Origin of the sequence: Desulfovibrio sp. JC010 (assembly GCF_010470675.1) — a bacterium.
In the GTDB taxonomy this organism is placed as follows: Bacteria; Desulfobacterota; Desulfovibrionia; order Desulfovibrionales; family Desulfovibrionaceae; genus Maridesulfovibrio.
Genome location: NZ_VOIQ01000003.1, coordinates 198,563 through 223,102, shown reverse-complemented (window position 1 = coordinate 223,102; position 24,540 = coordinate 198,563). Strand labels below are relative to the sequence as shown.

Below are 24,540 nucleotides of genomic sequence, written 5' to 3'. Positions count from 1 at the left end.
TTGATTTATTGCGATATCGGATTAGCCGTGATGATGGTCTTCAATACCCTTGGATTCCTTGAATGCTTCCCATTCATCATGATCCAGCGTGCCGCTCTTATCTGAGTCAGCTTCTTTGAATGCTGCTGCGCTGTTGGGCAGCGCGGTCCTGAATTCTTCAGTACTCACGGTGTCATCACCATTTTTGTCCATGCTGTAAAAACAGCGGTTGAAATTATCACCTGCTACGGCTGTAGCGAAGAATCCAAGAATCATAATTGCGGCAAGTACTAATTTTTTCATTCTATACCTATGTTTAATTTACTGCATTTCTGCGATCAGATCATAAAGCTGGCGGGCCTGCTCGGCCAGCGAATCCACAGCCTGCCGGGCCTGCGCCATACCGTGAGCGGTTTCTGAAGAAATACGCGAGACTTCTTCCACACTCAGTGAAATCTGTTCTGTGGCCTCGGATTGCTGTTGTCCCGCCTCCGCAATATGTCTTGCCTGCGAAGCAGTGCCGTCCACCGCTTCCACAATCTCGTGCAAGGCCGCACCGGAACCGTCAGCCAATTTACGGGTGGAATCAACAGTGCTCAGGGCCACTTCAGTTGATTTGATATTTTTATCTGTTTCAGCCTGAATTGCATTGATGGCCTTGCCGACATCCTGAGTGGCGTCCATGGTTTTCTCAGCCAGTTTACGGACTTCATCAGCAACCACGGCAAAACCGCGCCCGGCTTCTCCTGCACGGGCCGCTTCAATAGCGGCATTAAGGGCCAACAGGTTGGTCTGGTCGGCAATATCCTGAATCACACTCATGATGCTGCCGATCTCCTGAGCCTTTTCGCCCAGAGTATCCATGTTCTGCTTCATCTCCGCAGCCTGATCACTGATGGAGGTAATGGAACTGACAACCTCACTGACCACCTGCGCTCCTTCAGAAGCTTTCCCCTTTACCGCATCGGCATTCTCGGCCGCTTCGGAAGCACTGGAGGCAACTTCCAGAACGGTTGCATTAAGCTCCTCAATGGCCGCAGCAGTTTCAGCTGTTCTTTCATTCTGCATAGAAGCTCCGTCAGTGGCACTGTTGACCTGCGCAATAAGAGCATCTGCTGAATCGGTCATTTCCGCTGCAATCAATTCCGCCCTTGCGGCAATGTCGGCTATTTTCTGCGCCTGCGCAGTGATCATGGTCTCCTTTTCCCTGATCTCTGTCAGGTCAAAACAAATGGTAAAAACTCCGAGTTTATTTCCATCCAGATCAACAATGGGATTGGCACAGATATCTATAATTTTGCGGACTCCGGCACCATTCATAAAATCGAGTTCGCGCTGAACCCTTTTCTGTTCTTTCAAAGCCACCTGTGTGGGGGATTTACTGTCATCGCTCCCGGAAATAAGAGTTCCGGTGCTGGAACCGACATATTTATCGGGATTTCCAGATTTACCAAGCACCTCAAGCATAGGGGGATTAATCAGGTTGATCCGCCCCTCTGCATCTGTCATCAGACAGGGAGAGCTGGCTGCCACAGCATCAATAATGCCCTGAGCCTGTCCCAGTTTGTTCTTGAGTTCGGCAACCATTACCCGGATGGATTCCACCAGTCGCTCAAGTTCTCCGGAATAAGACCCTTTGAGCTGGGCGTTCAGGTCACCCTCGGCTACGGTTTCAGCAAAACCGATAATGTTACGGATCGGTTTTGTAATACTGCGGATGATAAACAGACCGAGAAAAACTGAAATAAAAATCCCGGTACCTATTCCCACAAGAGTGGTCATACGGGCCATGGCTCCGGTATCAGCGGACTGGGCAACAGCCCCGGTGATTTCAGCACGGGCTTCATCCTGAACCACATGAAGAAGTTTAAACAACTCATCCCCGGCCATTTCCACTTCAAAATCAAGTTCCCAGAGTCTGGCCCCGACAGTATCCTTTTCATCCAGCAATTTAGACTTTTCATCACCGGAAGCTTTTGCGGCCTGCATGCCCAGTTCCAGATAGCTGAGCATCTGGCTCTTAATTTCAAGAGCTGCGGCAACAAAAGTCTTTTCGTAAATATCAGCGGCTTTGGTCAGTGCCTCCCTGCTTTTTTCATTCGTGGCAGGCGCGAGACGTCCTACAGCAGTTTCACCGCCACTGAGAAATGCTTTGGAATAAGTCCGGTAGACATCGAAATTACTTTCGTTCTGTTTCCAGATATCGTTGACTTCGGTGGTATGCTCCATGGCCCGCACCTTGGTACTGAGCCACATCAAACGGTTAACGGCATTTTCCATATTGGAAGCCGCATTCACATAGGGAAAAGTTTTGACTACTTCCTGTCCGCCCTGTTCAAGACTGACCAGCGAAGTAAAAGAGTTAACCCCGACCCCGCACAGAATCAGGACCATGATGCCGAACCCGGCAACCAGCTTTGCAGCAATAGACAGCTTCATTTTACGCATTTCCCTTCCCCGTGAACCCGTTTAATAATTCACCCGCCATAATTTTCCAACCAAAACCATACCTGAGCCGCACAGAATATAGCTATTTTAGATGATACACGTGTTCCGTTTCTTGAGTCAATTGACCTGCGTTATTTTAGGGCACTGAACGACTGTCCGCCTCTGATATTATTCCATATAATTTGTCAGCACTTTAACAAACTTATCCATGGCTTCCACCGGATCATCGCCTTTCTCTAGGGCTTCAGCATAGCATTTAAGCATGTAACGCTTCATGATCAGTTTGCTGGATGATTTCAAGGCGGACCGGGCGGCCTTCACCTGTGTAAGGATATCGCCGCATTCCTTGCCTGCCTCAATCATTCCCTGAATTCCCCTGATCTGCCCCTCAATACGCTTCATGCGCTTGAGGACATCATTTTTAATTCTTTCCTGTTCGACTTCTCTTTCGGGCATAATGTGCTCCTTCATCTTGTATGTGTGTGAGAGATTAAGTAGAATTGCATGATGACTGATAAAAACACCAACACCCCAACGTCCGAAGCGGAAAATCCTGACCAGATCTGCCTGCTCAATTGCATTGAACTGTGCGCCATCATCTTTCGGGGCATAAACCCCGAAGAATGCGCCGCTCTTCTGGATGAAGGGCTGCCCGCACTGGCTACACTTTCATCAGAATCACTGCAATCCCTTTCAAAACCGTTGAAAGACCTTGAAGATTCCTGCCCGGATATAACCGAAACATTTTGCACCGACCTTGAATCCGAATACGTTCGACTGTTCATCAACAGCCGCGAAGGCATCGTCGCCCCGCTTTATGAATCCTGCTACGAACCCGGTTCCGGCAAAGTCATGGGCAAACCGCACCTTGCCATGCGTAAGCTTCTTGCTGAAGCAGGTCTTGAGCCGACCGGAGAACAGGCATCCGAACCAATGGACCACCTCTGCATCGAGCTGGAATACCTCTATGTGCAGCTGGCCAACGGCTGGGGCGGCGGCGATGCTGAAGCACTGAGAACAGCCCGTGCCTTCGCCGATGAAAAACTAATCTGGGTCCGTGAATTCAGAGACAGAATTTCATCCGCCGAAACTATGGAATTCTATCCTGCCGCAGCGGAACTGCTTATTGCGCTGCTGGAAGAAGTCACTTCCGTCTAACGCATTTTCGTCCCGGCTTTCCGCTCAAGGCATCGTTGATCCTTTTGACCAACGGTGCCGGACCGGAGACAAGGTCATTGCAGGAGAATACCTCTGCAAAACCCTGCGCTTCTTTCTGAAGCATAAACACCGCAGGAAGTTCCAATCCATCCCGCAACACAGCACTCTGCTCCAGAGGATCTGCAAGCATGGGAAATCCAGCTTTGTTCATTTTATGAAAGCGCATCGCCTCACGGCGGTTCATGCCTAACCCCACGGTGAGGTAAAACATGTCCGGGGTACAGCATTCCAGTTCTTTACGGGCCCCGTCCACACTCTCTACCGCCTGAGAATTCTCAGCATGACCTTCCTCAACCAGCAGAATCAAAAAATATTTCCCATTAAGCGAGGCCAGATTCAACTTGCTCTGACCGGCCTGCAATCCAAGATATTTCCGTTCTTCAACGTTGCCGCCGAAGGAAAAATTCATATCCGGGTAACTCCTGAGTTCCGCAACCTGTTTCGGTGGAGGATGGCTCTCCACCCAACCGAACCATCCAGCGGCATAGCGATATACATTTGTATAACCAAGACGCGCAGCCCGGCGCGCCGCAATGGCACTGCGCAGTCACCTGAAACTGCGACAATAAATGATTACTGTCCGCTCTAAATTCGGCCCCAGCAGTTTCCGGAATTTCTTTTCTTTTTCCTCTGAAATATATTGCTCTTCGCTGAGATCAAACTCCATGTTCAGGGCTTCGGGGATATGACCGTCTTTGTATTCATATCCGGCCCGCACATCGAGCAGCAATGCAAACGGATCGCTCTTCAGCTTTTCAGCCACCCCTTTTTCATCCAGAAGTCCATAACCGTAATGATCCGCCTCATTCCGGGCATCAGGCCACCACGAGGGCAAACCGTCTGTCGCCTGTGCCGATCCGCAAAAAATCATCAGGCACAAAATAAACGGGACAATTGCCGTTGTCAGTACAGTTCTGGATCCGGCCATGGCTGCTCCGCTGAATTCAGGAGCCGGAATTCTGATTCCGGCCCCTGTTTGTTATTCAATTACTTCTTGGGAGTATGGATGGTGTAGGTACCGTCCTTGTGGAAGTCCACTTCCGCTTCAAGGTAATAAACTTCCTTGATGTCGGGACGCATATCCAGAGTCATGTAGTAAGCTTCACCACTGCGTGCGCCGGTAGTACAAAGATATACGATAGGCTTGTCTGCGGAGAGGCTCTTGATCTTCTTCTCCAGCATATCAACAGGCATATTCACTGCACTGGGGATATGACCCTGCGCGTATTCATCCGCATCACGTACATCGATGAGCAAAATGGAACCGGGATTTTCAGCTACAATCTTCTTGAACTGCGCGATATCGATGGAGCCTTCTTCGCCACCGGACTTAACTTCAACAGCACCGGATGCGCCGTAAAGTTTCTTCCAGCCGGGGTATCCGGCTTCAGCAACATGTACATCCTTATAACCGATGCCCATGGCCCTGATTGCGGACTTGTGGCTCAGCTTGCACTTGTAACCGCCGCAGAAGTAGATGAGCTTGGTGTTGCGCTTGTCAGCTGGCAGCAGTCCGGTGCGCTTGCCCCACTTGGAGTCGGGGATGGAGATTGCGGAAGGAATGGAACCGGCCAGAAACTTCTTGGTCGGACGAGCATCGATGAGCATGTAAGGCTCGCCCTTAGCCATCATGTCGTGAATAGGCTCAAGACCGATGGAACCGTAACGGCCGGACTTCATCCAACCGGGGTAGCCCCAAGGGTATACCTTGACGTTTGTATAACCGAGCTTCACAGCCTTCTTGGCGGACTTATGACTCAGCTTGCACTTCAGACCCTGACAATAAAAAATGAGCAGGGTGTTTTTGTCCTTGGGCAGCTTGTCGATCATCTTGTCAAACTTGGAATCCGGGATGGAAACTGAAGTGGGAATATAACCGAGCACGTGCTTGCCCATGTAAGGACGGGAGTCGATGATCATCACGCCTTCAGGTTTGGGCATCTTGGCGTACTTGGCAACAAAGTCGGTATCGACCATGTCCTTGTACATCCAGTCCTGCATCTTGCTCTTGGGAACAACATCCTTAGCCATGGCAGGTGCGGCGATGAACGCCACACACAATACCAGTACCACTGCCTTGAAAAACTGCATTTTCCTCATGTGATTCTCCCTTTTTGCTTTTATTAGAAATGCCTCCGGCGGCCCTTCGGGGTCCAAAGAAACTTTTTGAAACAAGTTTCTCTGGACTCTTCAAAAACTTTTATTAGGGCTTCGCCGTTTTGTTTGTTTAATCTTGCGTTACACCTCGGACGACGGGTTATCTTTTACCTTGTCGTACCAGAGCTTGTGGTGATGCTTGGCATAATCTTCCGGTACATGCCCGGTAAACATGGAACGGAATCCCGGCTTTTCTTCCGGTGAAATTGCCGCCATGTAGATGTGAACCAGCAGACCTGCGAAAACCAGCCCCACAGCGAGGTAATGCAGGGTAATGGACCAGCTGACCAGAGCCATATGCTCCGGGCCGAGGGTACGGTCGGACAGGAACATGATGATCCCGGTGATGACGATCACGATTCCGCCCACAACAGAGGCTTGGGCGAATGCCTTCTGGCCCATGTTGTAGTAGCCCTGGTCGGGCAGTTCGGAATTTTTTCCCAGCAGCTTGGGACCTGCGGTCATGAGGATCATCTTGCGGATCATCCAGATAATGTCCCGCGCCGGATCAACCATGAAGACTTCCTTCAGGAAAAAGATAGCTCCCTTGAGATTGATCAGCATGTAGAGCAGCAATCCGCCTGCCCAGATAAAACCGAGGGTTACGTGGATGGTCAGCAGGTTGCCGCCACCGCCCACCAGTGAGCGCATGAAAGCCGGATAACCGGACCCCAGCGGATCAATTTCCGGGTTGCCGAAAAGGCCCAGCCCGGTAACCAGCAACAGAAACCAGCAGACCGCATTGAACCAGTGAATAAAAATGTCCGAGCGGTCATGCCGCTTGTATTGTCTCTGAGTCATTACACATCACCTCCCTTGCTTTGGGAGTCGTCATGATCATCGGAACCCACCAGAAGCTGACGGCCCAGCATGACCGCCACACCCAGCCCGGAAAGTCCTACCACAGTCTTGACCAACGGGTTGACCATAGTGGTCAGCACGTCCATAGATGAAGGCATTCTTGCTTCCACAGGCCATTCCAGCGGAGCGGTTTCGCCGAGATAGATCATGTTCGGTTTGGTGTCCGACTTGGCATTAATCACCCTGACCAGCTTGCCCTTGTTTTCCTGAAGCAGTCTGTAGGCTTCAGAATCGGGATCATTGATGTCGCCGAAAACGCGGGCCTTGGTGGGACAGGTGTCCACACAGGCCGGAAGCAATCCCTGCGCACGGCGGTCGGCGCAGAAATCGCACTTGTCAGCCTTGCGGGTAATTTCGTTACGGAACCGGGCATCATACGGGCAGGCGGGCATACAGTTGCCGCACCCGATGCACAAAGCAGTGTCGATGCGAACGGTACCGTCAGTCTTATCCTTAAATGTTGCCCCGGTGGGACAGGCCTGAACACAGGTGGGATTGTCGCAATGCATGCAGCCGCCGGGCTGGAAATGGGTCCTCGGCCTGCCGGATACGAAATCCGGCACCGAAGCCTTGATCCAGTTGCGCCACTGCCCTTCGGGCACGTCATTGGCAACCTTGCAGGAGGCCATGCAGCCCTTGCAGTCTATGCACTTTGACGAATCGATGACCATTGCGAGTTGTACAGTCTTACTCATGAGGCCACCTTCCTTGTTACGGAAACGAATGTTTCATGCATGGCCGCATTACCGCAGATTTCATCATAACCTTCCTCAAGCACCGCAGCCATACTGGCTCCTTCGCCGAAGATAAGACTCAGTTGCGGCGACAGGGGGCCGAAACCGGAAAGCATGTACACGGTATCCTCAACAATACCGTCGGTAATCTCGACCTTAAGTTCACCCTTGCCCACGGAACTTGAAACTTCAACCATATCACCGGGCTTGATGCCCAGCTTTTCCGCGGCCTTGGTGTTCAACCAGAGGGTGTTGGGTCCGGTGATCTGGTGCAGCACAGCGTTATTCTGGGACGAGGTCTGGGTAACGGAAGCACTGCGCCCGATGACCATGCGAAACCTGTTCTTGGGCGGCTTGGCCGGAGGAGTGTAGACAGGCATGGGGTCCACGCCCATCTTTGCGTAACGCTGGTTGTAGAATTCAACCTTTTTACTGAGGGTCTTGTAAACCCGGTCCTCGTAAATTCCGTAGACCTTACTGGGATTGTAGTAGACGCCGTCTTTCTTAAAAGCTGCTTCCGCACCGGGCAGTTCACGGAGCTGCTTCTTGCGGTATTCTTCAATGGTGAAATCAAAGTATTCGCCAAGCTCCAGCTTTCCGGCCACGTCCTTGAGAACATCAAAGACCGGGCGGGATTCATAAAGTGCCGGAACAACCGGATCACGCTGTACAACGCAGGCACAGGCCACGGACCCCTGCAAACCGGAAGCCGGGTCCTGCCGTTCCAGATAACTGGGTGCGGGCAGTACGAGATCGGCCATCCATGCGGTGTCGCTCATGGCGATGTCCACAACGGTCATGAACTCCATGGACTTGCACATTTCCATGGTCTTGGCCCGGTTGGGAGCGGTTCCCATGGGATTGGTCTTGTAAACAAACCAGCCCTTAATGGGGTACGGCTTGCCTTCCAGCACCGCGTCACGGGTGATGACGAAAGAGCCGTCATGCTCGAACATCATGGGCACCTTGTGGGCATCGATGCGGTCATCCGGGTTATCGTCATACCACGGGGCATCGTAAGGAACGCCCTTGAGGCCCACTTCACGGGCGGCAAGAAGTCCGCCGGGCTGGTCCCAGTTACCGAGCAGCCCATTCACAATGGCGAAGCTGCGCCGGATCTGGGTGGAATTTTTATAATCGGAAGTACGGCGGCCCGGATAGATCATGGACGCCGGAGCGGCAGCAGCAAGCTCGCGGGCGATGCGAGCGATGTCCTGCGCCGGAATGCCGCATTCTTCAGCGGCAAAACGCGGATCATACTTCTGCACATGTTCGCGAAGCTGCTCAATGCCGTAGGTCTTCTCGGCAATCCACTTCTTGTCGTAAAGCTCTTCATTAATAATGACGTGAGCCAGTGCGAGCATGAAGACCATATCCGTACCCGGACGGATGGCGTACCATTCGTCGGCCAGCGCGGCGGTCTTGGTATAACGCGGGTCAAGCACCACAAGCTTGCTGCCCTTCTGCATGGCAGTCATCAGGTCGATGGAATCCGGAGTGACCAATGCCTCAAAACGGTTGGCCCCGGCCATAATGATGTACTTGCTGTTAAGCACATCAGCGAAAGGAACTTCGCCATAGGTATCGAGAAAGGCACGGCTTCCGCTCAAGAGACAGAGAGATTCGTGGGAAGTAACGTTGTATGAACCGTAGACTTCGGCAAAACGGCCCACAAACTTGGATTGCAAATCAGCCCCGGCAGAAAAGAGATGCCCGCAGGGGGTATACCTCTTGCGGATGTCCTGCATCTTCTCAACCATCAGGTCGATGGCCTCATCCCACGGAATGCGCTGCCACTTGCCCTCGCCGCGCTCTCCCTTGCGAAGCAGGGGGTGCTTGAGACGGTCGGGGTCATACATCTGAGCAACACCCGCATTACCACGGGCGCAAAGCATACCTCTGGACTTGAGAAATTTGGGGTTGGGATCGAGCTTCTTGATTACACCGTCCTGAACACGGGCGATGCAACCGCACTTATTGAAGCACATATCACAGGCAGAGAAAGCGGACTCCCAGTTGCCTGAAGTTGTAGTGACCTGCGCGGACGCTGCTTGCAATCCGCCCAGTACGGGAGCACTCCCGGCTGCGGCAGCGGCCAGCATCCCGGAGGCCTTAAAAAAGTCACGGCGGGAAAGCCTGGTCTTGTCTTTAGCCACTTCCACCTCCATGTTGATCAAGTGGAAAGGAGTTAAGATTGAAGTGCGGCGGGACTAGACCTCCCGCCGCGCGAAATAACTATACAGATAAGTACTAGCTGCACTTTGCCGGGGACGGGGAATCCTTGGCGTAGTCATGCAGATAGGTGAAAATATCGTTGATATCCTTTTCCTTAACGTTCTTCCAATCAGGGGAACACTTTATCTTGGAAGTATCGGAGAAAATCTCAGTCCACTCAGCCTGAGTCTTGGTGCTGGGGCTCAAATCAGATGCTGTAGCTCCATGACAGGAGCGGCAGTGCTTGCGATACAAAAACTTACCTTTTCGGGCGTTACCGCCGCCAAAAGCAGTAGCCATGCTGGCCATGGCCAGGACCATCAGGACACAACCCAGAATACAGATTACCTTGCGATTCATTACAAACCTCCAAAATTATTTTCTTAACCCATAACATCTCACCACACTTTTTAAAAGCGTAAGAGAAGTTTTTTACCCAACTCTTTGACCTCAATATACCCATACGGGGTATAGGTGTCAACAATAAGTCGCAATAAAACATATTTGATTAATCAATCTTAAAAATGCTCATTAAAAAAGCCTCACAATGCGATAACACACTGTGAGGCTTAACTTTTTCATGGAGCCAACGATCGGAATTGAACCGACGGCCTGCTGGTTACGAATCTTTACCGAGAGTTTTCACACAGCTTACCATCGCATCACGTTAGCCATTTGTTTAAAAGGATTAATTCTGATACAAAATTCACTCTACCGCACATTTCATCCCCACACGTCACATCATAAGTGGGGACAGAAAACGGGGACAGTCCCCATTTAAAGGAAGTGAAAATGGCAAAGTGGAGCAGCGTTAAGGATGAGTTCGGCAAGAACTGCGGTGTACGCTACCGCACACACGAAACCCGCAAGCATGGAATCATGGCTGACAGATATTACGCCATTCGGTTTCAGGTGAACGGCAAGCGTGTTGAAGAGGGCTACGGCTGGGCCTCAAACGGTATATCTGAAAAGATGGCCATCGAAAAAGCTAAGGAGCTGAAAGCAAAGGCCCGTGCCGGGGAAACCAATTTTCGCCTCAGACATGAAAAAGAAGCCCAGATTCAAGCCGAGCTTGAAGAATCCCTCAAAGGCTCCATAGACCAGCTTTTCAACGCTTACGTTGCCGATCTCAAGGGCAAGGGTAAGAAGTCATGGAAAGAGGTTCAACGCGCCCTTCTCACTGGCAAGTATGCCGCGGTAAACTTTCTAGGCCGGGACGTAAAAGCCAAGCACATTACACCGAAGCATATACAGGCTCTTTTGAAGGAAACCTATAAGCGCGGCCCGTCCATGGCCTCACACCTCCGGGGTTACCTGCATAGTGCTTTCAGTTATGGAATTGTCCGCGAACACGACTACACCCGCGCGGCGCAGGAAATCACTTTCGACATCAGCAACAACCCCGTTGCCGCTATTCCCAAAGATTCAAAGGCTGAAAAGGTCGGTGAACGAGTTCTTACACCTGAAGAGCTTAAAATCGTCTGGCACGAGTGCAACCAGCCAGCAATCAAGCTGATTATTGCTACTGGCGGTCAGCGCGTGCTTGAAATTCTGGAGTGTAAAAGAACTGAATTTGATCTTGAAGAAAATCTTTGGATTATCCCCGCCGAAAGAGTCAAAAATGGCCGTGAACACGTTGTTCCGCTCACAGAAAGGGCAAAAGAGATAGTCATATCCAGAAAATCAAAATATCTGCACTTGTTCCCCAATGCAGGCCGTCCAAGTGATCCGCGCGAGATCCCCAGCTTAGGCCGCGCCGTAACCAGATTCTGCAAGCGCGTAGACATGAAGCACTGGACCCCGCGCGACCTGCGCCGAACAGTCAGAACCATGCTCGCCGACCAGCAAGTACCAAGCTACTTGCTCAACATCCATTTCAACCACGGCAAGCAGGAAGTCGGCGAAAAGCACTATGACAGATCTTCACATCTGGCTGAGAAGTTGGAGGTTATGGGGGTATGGGAGAGAACTTTAAGCTCATATGGGATTTAAAACTATCTACACATAGCCCTGCACCCGTTGCCCACAAACCAAACTTGTTATAACTATGGCACATACTTAACATATAACAGACATAGTTATGACAGAAAATTTAGAAAACGAAGAAAAGCAAGAAAGCAGTAAATTTGATTTCGCGCTCTGGAAAGCAAGAGCTTGGAATAGGTGGTATTGGTTTAAATATCGCCTCCGCTTAAAAACACAAAAATATTCATCAAGATTTTTTGCAGCAATTCTTGTTCTTTGCTATCTGTCGACCTTTATTTTCTTGCCAACATTTGAGATCCAGACTCACCCATTTTTTGAGAATAGCTTTAAAGGCATTACAGAACTTTTGCTATCACTAGGCTGCGCCTTAATAGGATCTTCCGCAATAGCGTTCTCGTTTATGATGTTTGCTATGCAAGTAAATATCGAAAGACTTCCTCACGGCCTTTTTCATAGATTCAGCTCCGACATAAAATTGCTTGCATATTTAACCACTGCAATTCTTCTAGCATTTTCAATCACTGCGCTATCGTTAATTCCTGACCACTCATGGACGAATTTTGCTGTAGCAAATTCAGCAGTAGGAACACTTGCAATCTTTGTTCTCTTTCTATGCGGCTACAAACGAGCACTTTACTTAGTAAATCCATCTAAACAAATTCAAATGATCCTAAGCAATACTCAAAAAGTATTCCGAATCTGGAAAAAAAGGAGCGAAAGAGCAAGGCCAATTTTTTCATTAGCTGAAGACAATTCGGCAATCGACATTCCACTGAGAGCCTATTTCGACATGAATTCTTTATGGACCTCTGAAGCAGTCACAGCATGCAATCATGCTATTGCATTTGCAGATAAATATGCTGAAAGAGGTGACTACGAAATATCCAGCAAGGCACTCGAATGCATCGCACTCATTAACATTGAATACGTTGAAGCCAAAGGTGCAACCTTCTTTCCAAGTAACCCATTTTTTCATACTGACAACAGCCAAGACCGCTTCATAAGACATACTTTAGAACTTCTAAGAAAACACATTGCATCAGGACTATTTAAAAAAGACGAAAGACACATAGAGCAAGGCTTACAAACATTAAAATCACTTTCCCAAATATATCTCACGATCAGGTACCCTTCAGAAATAGCCTTAAAAACCCACGCGAACCTAGCCCGTGGATACTTAGACAGTTCAATAAACAATGTCCTTCCACATGAAATGGATGATGTTGTTATGAATGGGCTTAGAGAACTTGGAGACCTTTCTATTTACTATTCACTACAGGCACGCCCCAACGATCTTGTTCAATTTGCGGATAGGTTTTGCCATATCTGCATGAAAAGACTTAAAAAACCTAACCCTCTACCTGTAATACAAATTGCAAGCGAACAATTTTCAAGACTCTCTTTAAGTGCCCTATACAACTGTAAAGAAGACACTTCATTTCTATTCTCCCAAATTTCGTACCATACGCTAACGTTATCAACTTGTATTTTAACAACCATTCCAGACAACCCATTTGCAACAAATCATAGCAATTACTTAAGTGCCATATACTCACCCATGAACCCTCAAGGTTTTATGGATTCATTTCTTAAATTCTCTGTAGACATAGCAAATCCAGAAAGCCAAATAGTCGCCAACAACGAATATGTTTTTATTAATATTTTGCAATGGCTAGAAGCAACAACTGCTGACCATATCAAAATATTTAATCTGGCTGCTAACGCTAAACTCCCATTTTGCATAGACCTAATACTATGGACCACTTCAATTATTAGGGGGTTAATCCATATAACAAAATCGCCAAACTTTCCTGACGATTTATTAGAAAATTTTAATAATGAAATTGAAAACTTCTCTAGAGTGTTTATGCACACAGAGGAGAGCAATGAAGTATACTCACATCTTGCCCGCAACCATCTTACCGAGCATCTTTTTTATTGCTGCTTATACGCACAACAAATAAATAACCAAAAACTCTCTCAAAAAATTGCAGCGACATTGTATGCATGGACCCAAAAAGCCGGAAAATATGAAACAAGCTGGGAAATAGCAGGGGAGGGCATTCTTGGAATTTGCACCTTAGCTCTTATTACGGACAATCAGGCGTACTATGAAAAAGTCAAAGAACAAGTAATATTGCTTAATGAAAAATTTCCGGACAACATCACTAATTCAGCGAAACAGTATTTATCTGAAGCAGCCTCTTCAGTTGGGCGTCTTGACTACTCTCGCTCAAAAATAAAAACCGCACTTAACAGTGTAGAGCGAGAAAAGAGGAGTCGCTTTTTACGCGAGGTCATAGGCTTATTAAATTAAACCAACTCAACTTTTGTATAAGAACTATGCTTTTAACAAAGACACTGAAATCTTTGATTCCAGTATAGGCCCCCAAAGGGGCCGGAGGCTGGAGCGCAGCGAATCTAAAAGCGGTATCCCAATCTTGCACTCAAGCATTAACGCGGTGCTACATTCATCAAGCTGGCAAGACTGAATATTCGCGCCCTCACTAGCTCTTAATCCCAACTGCGATAATGCTTGCTCAACAGCTTAAACAAGTACTGAATGTCCTGATCTGCAAGTTCTCGTTCCTGCTCAAGACACCTGCGCGACTCTTTCTTAGCTTTTGCTTCCAACTTCGGGTTGGTCGCTCTGGGCCAATCTGTGAACCAACGACAAGCATCCGGCTCAACGTCACCAGTTGAATTGTCGTATGAGGGTTCAAAGAAACTGCGCATCTCTCCCCATTTCTCTTTATGCCGCTCACGGCACTTATCAGCATAATTATGAGCTAAATACCGCTCCAAAAGTATTTCGCAGACATGCATTGTATGCAGATCCCGTTCAGCTCCCACATAGTAAGAATTGCGCCTCAACTCGCGCTGCATAAACACAAGTTTGTGCTGCATGACCCTGAACAGCCCATCAGACGTATAATGACGATCAGACCATATTACGGGGAACCATTGATACAAATTGCGTATTCCAAATTTGACGGCTCGATACCATTCGTCAAGCAGTTCCCATGGAGCCGTTAAATAGTGCGACCAGCGGTACTCCGGCATGATAATCCTTCCCATTCTATTCAATTTTTTGACGTGAATTTGGTAGTTTTAAAACTTGTTTACTCTCGGACTTTCAACAAGCCTACTTAAGTAGGCTAAAAACAAAAGTTCAATATTTTCAACACTATTCTCTAATTTCTTTTTTTAATCTCAGCTTTAATAATTGAGTTATATTAGATTTAAACTCTGACGTGAATTTGGTAGTCGTAAAAAAAGCCGGCTCGCCTGAAAAGAGTTCTCAGGTAAGCCGGCAATGGAAGACCACACTTAAATCAGACTCGGCTCATATTAATTTTCGAATCTCTCTAAACGCTTCATTTACGCTGCTTACCGTTTCAGCGAAAAGCTCTTGAAGCTCTTCATGGTTTTGTTGCAACTCTGCGGGAACAAGCCTCCCTTCAGAGTTTAGGTGATAAGCAATCTGGTTCAGGTTGCCCCCGATCTGCCCAAAGCCCTTCTTAAGTTCTATCAACGTTTTAAAGATCAGCTTTAATTGTTCAATCGCTGCCTCATCCAAATCATAAAGACCAGATTTCACCAGATCTCGAATCAAAGCAGATTTATTCTGTCCCTTTTCAGCGGCCTTATCTTCCAAAAGATTTGCCAGCTCTTCGTCTAATCTGAATATCTCTCTTTTCTCTTTCATTGTCTCTATTCTCCTGCTTGTCTCATCCACTTTGAATTTAATATATCATTAAAACTTTCTCTGGCTCCAGATACCCCGGCTCCTATTGTTGAGCTGAAGCTAGACGAAGATCCACCACCTCGGGCAAATGAAGTGAGGGCGGCAGCTCCGGCGAGAGAAACCACGGCACCGACTCCAGTTGATGCCGTGGCGATTCCTCCAGTTAAAGCAGAGGACAGATCAGGAACTTTCATCAGGATTCCAAAGCATACGAGAGACCAGACAATTAAAGCCGCAAATTCAGCGTTAAAAACTCCCTGCTCAACGAGGACATTAGCGTAAAGATTTAAAGATGATTCTACGCCTTGGTAGGCCACGCTCATTACGATTGCTGCGAAAACCATCATCATTGAATAGTTTGCAATTGCTTTCGACCAAGCCCAGAAGATGTGCCTTGTCTCCTTGAAGGCAGACAAAAATATACAAACAATTCCAATCACAAAAAGCACGTACACGACAAACAATGACATTATGATGAGCACTAAAAAGCATATATACATAAGCCCGTAGCTTAAGCTGAATGCCACAATTGCCGTCCATGCCCGGAAATATTCTCCGGCATTTGTCATTAAATTCCCGTCTGGGATCTGGTTCATTAACTGGTTGTAAACAAGAGCGAATCCATTATCCAAATGGTTGAATATACCTATAAAATTGCTAACATTACCTTTTGAGGCAAACCAGCTAGAGGTGTTAATAATCCATGTGATATACGGGAAAACAATCTCTTGAACATAAAAAGATCCGTTAAAACAACACGAGACAATACCAACCAATATCAGCATAGACCACGCAAGTTCTTTCAATCTGTCCCCAGACATTTTGCCGAACATTGCTTGAACGCAGACATAAATTATATAGAGAGCTGTTAAGACTGTAGCCGTGCCTGAAAAATCCAGCATCATTGAATGCATTTCAATCATGTAATGCTTCAAAGACGAAAGAGTTAAGGTTAAAACCTTTGTCGCAAGTGGTGTCAGTTCCATTACACACCTCCGCCCATTTCAATGATTTGAATCAGCGTATCAGCGGAAGGATTTTCTAGATCTACCCCTTGGCTTTGCATTTGCTCGTATGGAGCAAGATACTTTCTTTTTGCTTCTTCATACTTGGCCTTCTTTTCGGCTTTCTCGGCCTGCATCCTTCTCAACTCATCATCTTTAACGCCACTGAAGTTCATAAGTGCCTGCGCTTCGCCGATCTGAGCAGTTAAGGCCAGCTGCTCGGAGAGTATGCTGATAATCTGAGCCAGAAAGACATTCGTCAGATCCTGAGCCTCTTTGATGTTCTCTGTGGAATCAATTTTATTAGTGAGATCCTCCAAGGCCGCAAACCGATCTTTCATTCCTGCAAGCAGCTTTTCAGACTTTTCAATGGTGTCCTTCAGCCCCTGCTGCCGGAGCTGGTACTTTGGTGCCAATGATTGCCAAGGGTTATAATCTGCTGACCGTGGATCTCCGAAAACAGCATCCAGCATATCTGCTGCTTCAGTGAAATCTCCAATCTCATCAATCAAACTCATAATTTCTTTGCCCCGCCCCACAACGCTGGACGGGATGGCCTCAATCTGGCTTTTAATACTCTGAATCTTGCCCACAAAGGCTTTCCCTTGGTCGTAATAGCCTTTGACCTGATCCTTGATATTTTGCAGCTCCTTGAACTGCTCCTGAAGCATGTCATAGGACTTCGTAAGCACCTCAAACTGCTTCGCCTGTTCCTGAATCTGCTGCTGTGCCTTTTGCAGCTGCTGAACGTAGTAACCATATGAACCGGGGTCACTGACCGTCATGGCCGCCGCTCTCCCTGGGTAAAAAACCAAAACAACGAAAAAAGCAGAACAAGCAGCAGCCACGTAATTTTTCGGGAAAACTGCACATATATTGAGAGAAATCATAAACGCCTCCAGTAAGGGATTTTTCGAAGGCCGGAACTCTTCCGGCAGATATTACGCACTTCTTCTGCTGATAATATCCATGGACAGTGCTTTCATTTCTGCAACAGCTTCTTCTAGAGCTGCTCCCGTTGGTTCGCCACCATTTCTGTTGACAATATCACTTGCTAGAGCGTCCAATTCTGCAACCCCCTCTTTTCCGTGTTGCTTTTCCAGCTTCCTATCGAGTTCTTTGGATTCCCTTATAAGTTTACTGCGTTTTCTCCTGATTTGTTTCAATTGCTCTTGGAGTTCTGCGTATTCTATGAGTGATTTATGATACATATCCTGCCCCATTCGACTCTGACAAAGGGCATGAAGGATTCTGACAAACTCAGTTGTTCTATTTGAAAACTTTTTAAGAAGCTCTTCGAATGAAAGAGCACACAGTGATGAAAGAGCCATAACTCCTCCTGTATTTTGTTGCGCTCATATTTGGGGCGTTGTGATCTGTCTTTTCAAGGCCCAAATCTCGACACGAGATTTGGTACCTCAAAGCTCCATAAGTTACGTTTTCAGTGAAAGTGTAACGTATGGTTGTGCCTTTCCCGCCGGGCCCCTTTAGGGAAGGCGGAAGCGGGGGCCCCTCTGGGGGGTGCAACCCATCTCTTGCGCCAGCAAGAGCAGGGCGAGGCCACGCCGAGGCATTTTGTCATACAAAATGCGTATCCTGCCAAGACACTTAAACGCCAAAATATGTGCGATTTAACCTGTTCATACGGGCCAAATTCGTTTATTTTTCACTAAGCAGCCAGACACGAGAAGCTAAACACCTGAAATAAAGCACTTTACACAAACAGAAAGCCGAAAACCCAAAAAACGTGGGGGTCCCTTTTTTTGATGTGGGGATGCTGATTTTTCATGTGGGGACTATCTTTTTTCCTGTAGCGACCCTGCTTTCAGCCGTAGTGAAGTCTCCAAACACCGTAGGGGCTACTTTTTAAGCGAATATGCTAGTGAAAGGGAAAAAGGAGCTTTGAGGTACCAAACACTCCTTTTCAGCTACCAACTAGAATTCATCCTCTGTAAAGTAGCACCTCTCCCAGCGATAATATTTATCGAGCTCAATTCTCCACGCCTCTTTGTGCATATTTGAGAGAATCGTAAAGGCGGTTATGAATAAATGCCGTTCACTCTCAAACTGCGGGCGCAGAATAGCGTAATACCTTTGGGTCGCAGGACTAAGCTTGATACGCGTGGTCTTCAAATCCTTGTCCCGGTATTCAGGAATATTCAGCGTTTTGTGGGACAATTGAAAAAGGTGATATATTGCCCCGCTGGACTCCTTAATCATATCTTTGTCGCGTAGATGTTCCGGCAGATCCACGAAGAGGGTGATGCTTTTACGCTCTGGCATTGCTACCTCCTTCCTGCTCATAAATGTGCTTTCGCCAATAGTTCTTTAAAAAGACATCATCGGGAATGCCGATTTTTTTTGTTTTAAGAATTTCTCTTTTCTCGTCAGCAGACAGCTCTTCCAGCCACAAATGATACTGAGCATCCATTTCCCGCTTCTTGTCCGTCCTAGCTTCTTCAAGGGCGCGCTCTGTGACAGTTTTGTACCCATCGGGCCTTAAAATCGCCCCTCCGTCCTTAAGAGCCGTAAAAAAGTACGCATTGTAGTTAGAGACAATCTTCCCGTACTTTTCAAAATGTTTGGTCTTAATCATGTATTCAGCATACTCAAGAGACGCGAGCAGTCCCGCTAATGGCAAATCATACTTCTCCCGATGCTCTACTATCTGACTTAACTGGCTGCTTCCAAAACCTGCATCAGCAAGAAATGGATATTGAGCTGCAATATCTTCATCAGTCACCGCGAGAATCTTCAAAGCCTCTTCAGAGTAGGTAGATTTATTAATACTACTTACTATACTAGACTGAAATCCCGTCACGGCTGCGGGTGCAACTGACGCCTCATTCAGGATAAAATTCTGATAATGGTTGCAGATTGGCTTCAAGTTAACCTCAAGCCCTTGAAAGCGTCCGTCCCGGATTCTCCTTTTAGTCAGGAATCCTTCATACGCAAATTTTGTCAATATTCTCTGCACAGTATCAACACTAACACCTGTTGCGTAGTGTATATCAATACACCTTATTTTGAAGCAGGCACCAACCCCGTATTCCTTGATCAGAAACGAAAGAACCACATTCATATTCTTGGTGAGACTGGTAAAAACAGATTTCAGTGAGGCTTTATTTGCCACGTCAATTGCACCGCGATTCGCAGCGGCAATTGCGGATGCATTGACACTTGAAGGGGCATCAGCGGGGGCATTTGCAGCAACAATTTTAAGCTTACCTTGGGGCATGAGTATCCCCCAGCTCAACGTCAGCACTTCTAGAACTTAACCACGTAAGTAGATCTTCGGTTCGGTAAACAACTCTACCGTTGATTTTAAATCGGGGTGGGCCTTCGCCAATGCAATCAAGATTCGCAAGCCTTCTGGGGTTAATGACACCGCCAAGAAGTTTTCCAACATGGCTACGGCTAATGATGGGAGGTAATTGGTCTGCCAAATAGGCAAGGGAAATTTGATTTTCTGCCATACGATTTCCTTTTGTTATGCCCTGTGATCACAAGTGAAAAGTTGGGCGTTTGAAATCGTATGGCAAAAAACAGGATTGGAATCACGGAATGGAAAATTTTATTTTTTAAATTCCGAGTTATGTGCATCTAGTATTTCTTTGGGTGGCCCCATGCGAGACAACATTTTCTCTGCCCACTTTCTTTTCACTATGTGCTTTATTTTAGAATACTCTGGCTGTTTTCGCGCAGACTTCTTACGGAATCGCGGTCTTTTAGACTCAGTTAGCGACCTAGGAAACACACCACTTTCAGCATCCTCAATAAAACGCTCTGCTGCTCTAATAAGCTTATTAAAAGTCCTAACATGGGAATCATATTTCCCATCATTTTCTTTATTCGTCCCCATCATCTTCTCAACGGCTTCATCCTTATTTTCGGCAGAAGCAAGTGCGTCATATGCATCAAGACATTTCTGATAAAATTTCAGCTGAATCTGTCCAGTAGTAAAAAAAGGCTTTGTCCCTTGGGACGCCCTTCCTTCAGGGCCAACATGCACACGGTCCAAAACATGTTTGAAATCTTTTAAAATCACTTCCTTAGACACATGTGGATTTATTATGAAAGCGGTTTGTAAAGGATTCCAGCAGTAACCATCACCCTCTTGTGTCGCATCCAAATATCTTGAAATGTTAGACTGCACTTCCCATGTATCAACCAACTGTCCTTTCTTCCCATTATGACGCTGGGCAGTGCCAATCAAATCCATCACCGATTCCCTGACACCATATACTCCACGAATTTCATAGAATTCATAAAACAACTTAACTCGGTGAATCACATCTTCAAAAGGATCATTAAAAACATCCTGAAACAGACCATAAACAGTCTCCAAAGCCTCATCTATAGACATTTCTTGGTTATATGGCTGTTCACGGACTTCCTCAGAAATATTTTCCCAAACCCAATCTCTATAAGGTTTTTCTAAATCATTACCACAGCAACACCATGACCGGATAAGTTCATTTTCAAATGGAGCTGTGCGCTTAGTTTCGTTCACAAGATCACATAGTTTTTTATATCGCTTACTACGCTTTAAAAACTCCCGGAAGTACCTAAACTTTTCTATTTCATTAGGCTTCACTTTATGAACGGGCATTTGGTGTCGGTCTATGTCGAAATAATGATCCATTCTATCCCCACACTACTTTGGAAAGTGCTAATATTTTCTTTGTATTTAGAATTCGCGTTAGCAATACAACGTATTATTAATCAACAAACACGAAATTTACAACAGAAAAGGGGACAAAAACGGGGATAAACCATATTTCAGACAAAACAAAAGGGCTTACACATGAAGTGTAAGCCCTTGATTTTATTATGGAGCCAACGATCGGAATTGAACCGACGGCCTGCTGGTTACGAATTGTCTGGCGGGAGATTAAATTTTGCGCCGGGAACACCCCTAATCCCTTGATTCATAAGCCCTCCCCCTATTTCAGCCCATTTCCAAAACTGCCGAAAACTACCTAAAACTACCGAGTTTTGTACGCAGATTTGCGGACACTTTGCGGACACAACGTAAGATGTTTTTTTTGAACATAACATGGCAGCATCCGCCTTCCTATATATGCCCCATACTGTTAGGGTTAAAACTAGTTTGGGAATTGCACACAGTACATACCTTTAAATATTACGGCGCATCTTAAACTTCCAACAAGCGCAAAAGGCACAAACCTATTCATTAAGAACAATAATTTTTTTCCACTGCAAATCTCGGACTAATTCAATGATGTCATTACTAACAACATCTTTAGAGACATCATACTCTTCTACAAATAAATCCACTATAGAATTTATTGTCTTTAATGAATCCACACAATTAAGAAAGAATGAGCTAGTTTCATTTAGAAAAAAAATCTCCAAATCTAAATTTGTAATCGTGGTGAATGACGTTCTCTCATCGTACCTTTTTTTAAGATATATTGGATGTGGAACTAGATCCTTAAAATACGTGAACATACCTTTCCTTAACTATTTTTACACCTTATCGGAGGTAAAGTTTTCATTTTTGAGGGACAATTATCATCCCCGAGAGCTAAAGAAGTTGCAACTGCGCCTGCTGCAGCCCCAACAACAGCGGCGGCGGCAGTAGCAGCAGAGAAAAAAGCTAAAGGAGCGGCAGCATTTAGCTGACTCTGAGAGTGAATTGTTGGAGTCGTATATTCTTTACTCATAATTTGTTTTCTCAACAAGTTTAAGAGATGCTTGCTTTGAAAATGTATTAATGTCACCAACCATTTTACCGATAGCAACAGCTGCAGCTGCTCCTACCGCCGAAACAGCCCCTACGGCTAAACAAGTAGGGAGGCCATTCTGGGGGGTCGCAGCCGAAACTATTGGCGGAACATATTTCTGTTTATTCATAGGGCCAACCTCAAATTCTAAAATCATTATCACAATGGTTAACATGTGTCAGAATGCCGTTTTGTTTATCACTGATATATTTTACGACATCCTCATTTTCCCAACATGAAATGCCTTTATCATTCCATATCGTAAGCAAATCATCCTCTAACACATTACCGATAACAAAAGGAAGAGTGCAATCCAACCGAACATCCCCATTCGGACGAATAATCACACTACCATTAGGCTTTGAACTTTTGAGAACTAAATCTAAACTCGGTGGAGAACTAGGCAATATAGCCATTCTTCCTGCATACTCATCTTGCAATAGCTCAATTTGATCATACATTTCAGAAAGTTCTTTCCGCGATAATAATAAATCTTGATTCAAATTTGCACGACCACTTAGCATCACATCTCCACAAACAACAGAGGATGCCCCTAAATGATATGCAAACCTGATGAACGAGGTAAGATCTTTCAAATTATATGGAGTAACTGTGTGCGCAATGCGCAATGGAAATCCAGCCCCAGAAAACAGAAGGGCTGCATTCTTAGCTTTTTCCCAGCTTCCTCTTTTTCCTCGGAAATCGTCATGAACCTTTTCACAAACCCCATCAATTGAGACTTGAACCCAGAAATAACGAAATTCTTTTAACCTATTAATCCAATCACTATCTACTAAATATCCATTAGTAATCAAGATGAAACCACTCCCATCATCATGCAATGGACTCATTATATCGATAAGATCATCCCCAAGAAGAAGAGGCTCACCTCCCGAAATGATACACTGAAATACGCCGCCTGCGTCTATGATACGTGACGTAACCCTTTTCCAATCGTCAACATTCAAACATTCCTCTTTTACAGCACCTCCTGAAGCATTGTAACAATGTTTACAATACAGATTACATTTCTCAGTTAATTCTAACTGAATTCCTATAGGAAAGTTATAGGAGGATGGATAGGTTTTATTTTTAATACCTTCAGATATAGACTTGGACTCAAAATTAAACTGCCTCTGAATCTTCTTCAGTAGCCCATGATCTAACTTCATCAAAATTTCCCTTTTGTAATTTATTACAAATTAATTCACATAATTCATCAAATTCATTGTTGGTGAGAATATCTTTATACATTTCTCTTACAGATCCATATCGGCACAGGCTAGGTCTATCTGCATAAATTGAGCACAAATTACCTTTGAGGTGAATGCAAATCCCATTACCATTTTGCAAGTGTTTTAAACCATCAACCACATCTATACATCTGCAACAATTCCCACATTTTACGCAACTAAAAGACATAACCCCTCGACATCAAGTCCACAATTTTACAAAGCATAACTATTGAATATATTCCACCATAACAGTAGGAACTGCCAACCTTTGAAACTTCAATCCTACCAAGTAAAATTTTTTATCGACTCCAACACTTTTTCTCTGAGCTTTGCTTGAATTTTCTCAATAATTACTCCCCGAACATACAACGAGTCAACACAATATAACTTCCTAAAACAAGCCTCTGAGGCTGGTTTTCTTAAATAAAAAGGAATCCACCCTTAGATGGACGATGAACTAAACACAGAACCATATTCCGACATCTGGAACGCAAAACAGTTAAAATGGTCGTTACTTTCAGCCACAATCTCAACTGTGATATAGAAAAACAATGCCCAAAACTGCACACCCATATGGTAACAAGGTAAAATTCTTCATCAACGGAACTATTTTATATAAAATTTTAACCGCCAAAATATGCAAACAGACCTCGCTAACTATTTCCAGCTATGAGCTAAAGGAAGAACCAATTTTCGCCCCAGTACAATTACCGGACTTAATTGGTGAACTCAGCGATCTTGAAGAACTAAAAATTATTGGCATAAATTTAACGAGCCTCCCCACTTCAATCGGGAAACTGACCAAACTTAAAACACTGCATCTACACAAGAACTTATTATCAGACCTACCGCCTTCATTTGGGAAATTATCAAATCTTGAAGAGTTGGACATAAAAAACAATTTATTTACAACTCTTCCTGAGCCGATATGCAACCTGCCTCAATTGAAAAGACTTAACTTGAGTAACAATCCGCTCACAGGCCTACCTGACAACATCACGGAATTACAAAATCTAGAAGAATTGGACCTGAGTATGGACGTCTTCCAAGGGAATCCCCCATGCGGTAAAAAAATGCCAGCCCTAGAATGGATTCAACTACAGGATGATAAAATATCCTCTTTGAGAAGGTTGAAAACCCTGTGCTTAGATGGTCATTCCATTTCCGTTAAGTAAAGGTACAAAGCTCCTTCCCTTCATTAATAAC

Annotated in this window: 26 protein-coding genes and 1 tRNA gene; 4 read left to right on the top strand and 23 right to left on the bottom strand. The window is 45.9% G+C overall.

The genetic code is table 11. The annotated features are described in order from the left end of the window. Positions 1-21 precede the first annotated feature (21 nt). The 3 genes from FMR86_RS05020 to FMR86_RS05010 all read right to left on the bottom strand — a co-directional run bounded on the left by FMR86_RS05020 (position 22) and on the right by FMR86_RS05010 (position 2,883). Positions 22-282: a hypothetical protein gene (locus FMR86_RS05020; protein ID WP_163350054.1), complete on the bottom strand. Its 261-nt coding sequence runs from the start codon at positions 280-282 to the stop codon at positions 22-24. Positions 283-300: 18 nt separating this feature from the next. Beyond that, entirely contained in the window at positions 301-2,427 is a 2,127-nt protein-coding gene (locus FMR86_RS05015) for a methyl-accepting chemotaxis protein (protein WP_163349990.1), read from the bottom strand. 168 nt (positions 2,428-2,595) lie between these two features. Further along, the gene (locus FMR86_RS05010) at positions 2,596-2,883 is read right to left on the bottom strand and encodes a metal-sensitive transcriptional regulator (protein ID WP_163349989.1); all 288 of its coding nucleotides are present in this window, start codon (positions 2,881-2,883) and stop codon (positions 2,596-2,598) included. A 48-nt stretch (positions 2,884-2,931) separates the two neighbouring features. On the opposite strand from FMR86_RS05010, the gene FMR86_RS05005 reads away from it, so the two are divergent. Further along, complete coding sequence (locus FMR86_RS05005; RefSeq protein ID WP_163349988.1) at positions 2,932-3,585, top strand: molecular chaperone; 654 nt, start codon at positions 2,932-2,934, stop codon at positions 3,583-3,585. Here the strand turns inward: FMR86_RS05005 and FMR86_RS20680 are convergent. From FMR86_RS20680 to FMR86_RS04965, 7 genes are all read right to left on the bottom strand, one after another. Continuing rightward, positions 3,572-4,573, bottom strand: coding sequence for a rhodanese-like domain-containing protein (locus FMR86_RS20680; RefSeq protein ID WP_275406798.1), 1,002 nt, complete (start codon positions 4,571-4,573; stop codon positions 3,572-3,574). The genes FMR86_RS05005 and FMR86_RS20680 overlap by 14 nt on opposite strands. A gap of 59 nt (positions 4,574-4,632) precedes the next feature. Beyond that, positions 4,633-5,745: a rhodanese-like domain-containing protein gene (locus tag FMR86_RS04990; RefSeq protein WP_163349985.1), complete on the bottom strand. Its 1,113-nt coding sequence runs from the start codon at positions 5,743-5,745 to the stop codon at positions 4,633-4,635. Positions 5,746-5,883: 138 nt separating this feature from the next. Continuing rightward, a complete protein-coding gene (locus FMR86_RS04985) occupies positions 5,884-6,603 on the bottom strand; it encodes a formate dehydrogenase subunit gamma (RefSeq protein WP_163349984.1) in 720 nt (239 codons plus the stop codon). Beyond that, on the bottom strand, positions 6,603-7,358 hold the full coding sequence (locus tag FMR86_RS04980) for a 4Fe-4S dicluster domain-containing protein (RefSeq protein WP_163349983.1): 756 nt from the start codon (positions 7,356-7,358) through the stop codon (positions 6,603-6,605). The genes FMR86_RS04985 and FMR86_RS04980 overlap by 1 nt, the downstream gene beginning before the upstream one ends. After that, positions 7,355-9,565: a molybdopterin-dependent oxidoreductase gene (locus FMR86_RS04975; protein WP_203544786.1), complete on the bottom strand. Its 2,211-nt coding sequence runs from the start codon at positions 9,563-9,565 to the stop codon at positions 7,355-7,357. The genes FMR86_RS04980 and FMR86_RS04975 overlap by 4 nt, the downstream gene beginning before the upstream one ends. 82 nt (positions 9,566-9,647) lie before the next feature. Next, on the bottom strand, positions 9,648-9,971 hold the full coding sequence (locus FMR86_RS04970) for a cytochrome c (RefSeq protein WP_163349981.1): 324 nt from the start codon (positions 9,969-9,971) through the stop codon (positions 9,648-9,650). Between the two features lie 221 nt (positions 9,972-10,192). Then, a tRNA-OTHER gene (locus FMR86_RS04965) sits at positions 10,193-10,283 on the bottom strand. Positions 10,284-10,403: 120 nt separating this feature from the next. On the opposite strand from FMR86_RS04965, the gene FMR86_RS04960 reads away from it, so the two are divergent. Continuing rightward, positions 10,404-11,603 carry a site-specific integrase gene (locus FMR86_RS04960; RefSeq protein WP_163349980.1) on the top strand — a complete coding sequence of 400 codons (1,200 nt, stop codon included), beginning with the start codon at positions 10,404-10,406 and terminating at the stop codon, positions 11,601-11,603. An 88-nt stretch (positions 11,604-11,691) separates the two neighbouring features. Next, the gene (locus FMR86_RS04955) at positions 11,692-13,914 is read left to right on the top strand and encodes a hypothetical protein (RefSeq protein ID WP_163349979.1); all 2,223 of its coding nucleotides are present in this window, start codon (positions 11,692-11,694) and stop codon (positions 13,912-13,914) included. Positions 13,915-14,111: 197 nt separating this feature from the next. Here FMR86_RS04955 and FMR86_RS04950 read toward each other — a convergent pair whose 3' ends face one another. The 13 genes from FMR86_RS04950 to FMR86_RS04890 all read right to left on the bottom strand — a co-directional run bounded on the left by FMR86_RS04950 (position 14,112) and on the right by FMR86_RS04890 (position 23,473). Further along, complete coding sequence (locus FMR86_RS04950) at positions 14,112-14,660, bottom strand: hypothetical protein (protein WP_163349978.1); 549 nt, start codon at positions 14,658-14,660, stop codon at positions 14,112-14,114. Positions 14,661-14,943: 283 nt separating this feature from the next. Continuing rightward, positions 14,944-15,306, bottom strand: coding sequence for a ribbon-helix-helix protein, CopG family (locus tag FMR86_RS04945; RefSeq protein WP_163349977.1), 363 nt, complete (start codon positions 15,304-15,306; stop codon positions 14,944-14,946). Between the two features lie 5 nt (positions 15,307-15,311). Next, positions 15,312-16,331, bottom strand: coding sequence for a type IV secretion system protein (locus tag FMR86_RS04940; RefSeq protein WP_163349976.1), 1,020 nt, complete (start codon positions 16,329-16,331; stop codon positions 15,312-15,314). After that, positions 16,331-17,239 (bottom strand): hypothetical protein, encoded by a 909-nt coding sequence (locus tag FMR86_RS04935; RefSeq protein ID WP_163349975.1) that lies wholly within the window; start codon positions 17,237-17,239, stop codon positions 16,331-16,333. The genes FMR86_RS04940 and FMR86_RS04935 overlap by 1 nt, the downstream gene beginning before the upstream one ends. 51 nt (positions 17,240-17,290) lie before the next feature. Further along, entirely contained in the window at positions 17,291-17,680 is a 390-nt protein-coding gene (locus FMR86_RS04930; protein WP_163349974.1) for a hypothetical protein, read from the bottom strand. Positions 17,681-18,284: 604 nt separating this feature from the next. Next, positions 18,285-18,632 carry a hypothetical protein gene (locus tag FMR86_RS04925; RefSeq protein WP_163349973.1) on the bottom strand — a complete coding sequence of 116 codons (348 nt, stop codon included), beginning with the start codon at positions 18,630-18,632 and terminating at the stop codon, positions 18,285-18,287. Then, positions 18,619-19,587: a hypothetical protein gene (locus FMR86_RS04920; protein ID WP_163349972.1), complete on the bottom strand. Its 969-nt coding sequence runs from the start codon at positions 19,585-19,587 to the stop codon at positions 18,619-18,621. The genes FMR86_RS04925 and FMR86_RS04920 overlap by 14 nt, the downstream gene beginning before the upstream one ends. A 336-nt stretch (positions 19,588-19,923) precedes the next feature. Then, positions 19,924-20,994, bottom strand: a complete 1,071-nt coding sequence (locus FMR86_RS04915; RefSeq protein WP_163349971.1) for a hypothetical protein — start codon at positions 20,992-20,994, stop codon at positions 19,924-19,926. 545 nt (positions 20,995-21,539) lie between these two features. Next, on the bottom strand, positions 21,540-21,824 hold the full coding sequence (locus FMR86_RS20810; RefSeq protein WP_163349970.1) for a PqqD family protein: 285 nt from the start codon (positions 21,822-21,824) through the stop codon (positions 21,540-21,542). Between the two features lie 8 nt (positions 21,825-21,832). Then, a complete protein-coding gene (locus FMR86_RS04905; RefSeq protein WP_163349969.1) occupies positions 21,833-22,039 on the bottom strand; it encodes a hypothetical protein in 207 nt (68 codons plus the stop codon). Beyond that, positions 22,032-22,229, bottom strand: a complete 198-nt coding sequence (locus FMR86_RS04900; RefSeq protein WP_163349968.1) for a hypothetical protein — start codon at positions 22,227-22,229, stop codon at positions 22,032-22,034. The genes FMR86_RS04905 and FMR86_RS04900 overlap by 8 nt, the downstream gene beginning before the upstream one ends. Positions 22,230-22,239: 10 nt before the next feature. Beyond that, on the bottom strand, positions 22,240-23,271 hold the full coding sequence (locus FMR86_RS04895; RefSeq protein ID WP_163349967.1) for a radical SAM/SPASM domain-containing protein: 1,032 nt from the start codon (positions 23,269-23,271) through the stop codon (positions 22,240-22,242). Continuing rightward, on the bottom strand, positions 23,225-23,473 hold the full coding sequence (locus tag FMR86_RS04890) for a YkgJ family cysteine cluster protein (RefSeq protein WP_163349966.1): 249 nt from the start codon (positions 23,471-23,473) through the stop codon (positions 23,225-23,227). Before FMR86_RS04890 ends, FMR86_RS04895 begins: the two co-directional genes overlap by 47 nt. A 412-nt stretch (positions 23,474-23,885) precedes the next feature. Here FMR86_RS04890 and FMR86_RS04885 point away from each other — a divergent pair, with 412 nt between their 5' ends. Beyond that, positions 23,886-24,509 carry a leucine-rich repeat domain-containing protein gene (locus FMR86_RS04885; protein WP_163349965.1) on the top strand — a complete coding sequence of 208 codons (624 nt, stop codon included), beginning with the start codon at positions 23,886-23,888 and terminating at the stop codon, positions 24,507-24,509. Positions 24,510-24,540: the final 31 nt, after the last annotated feature.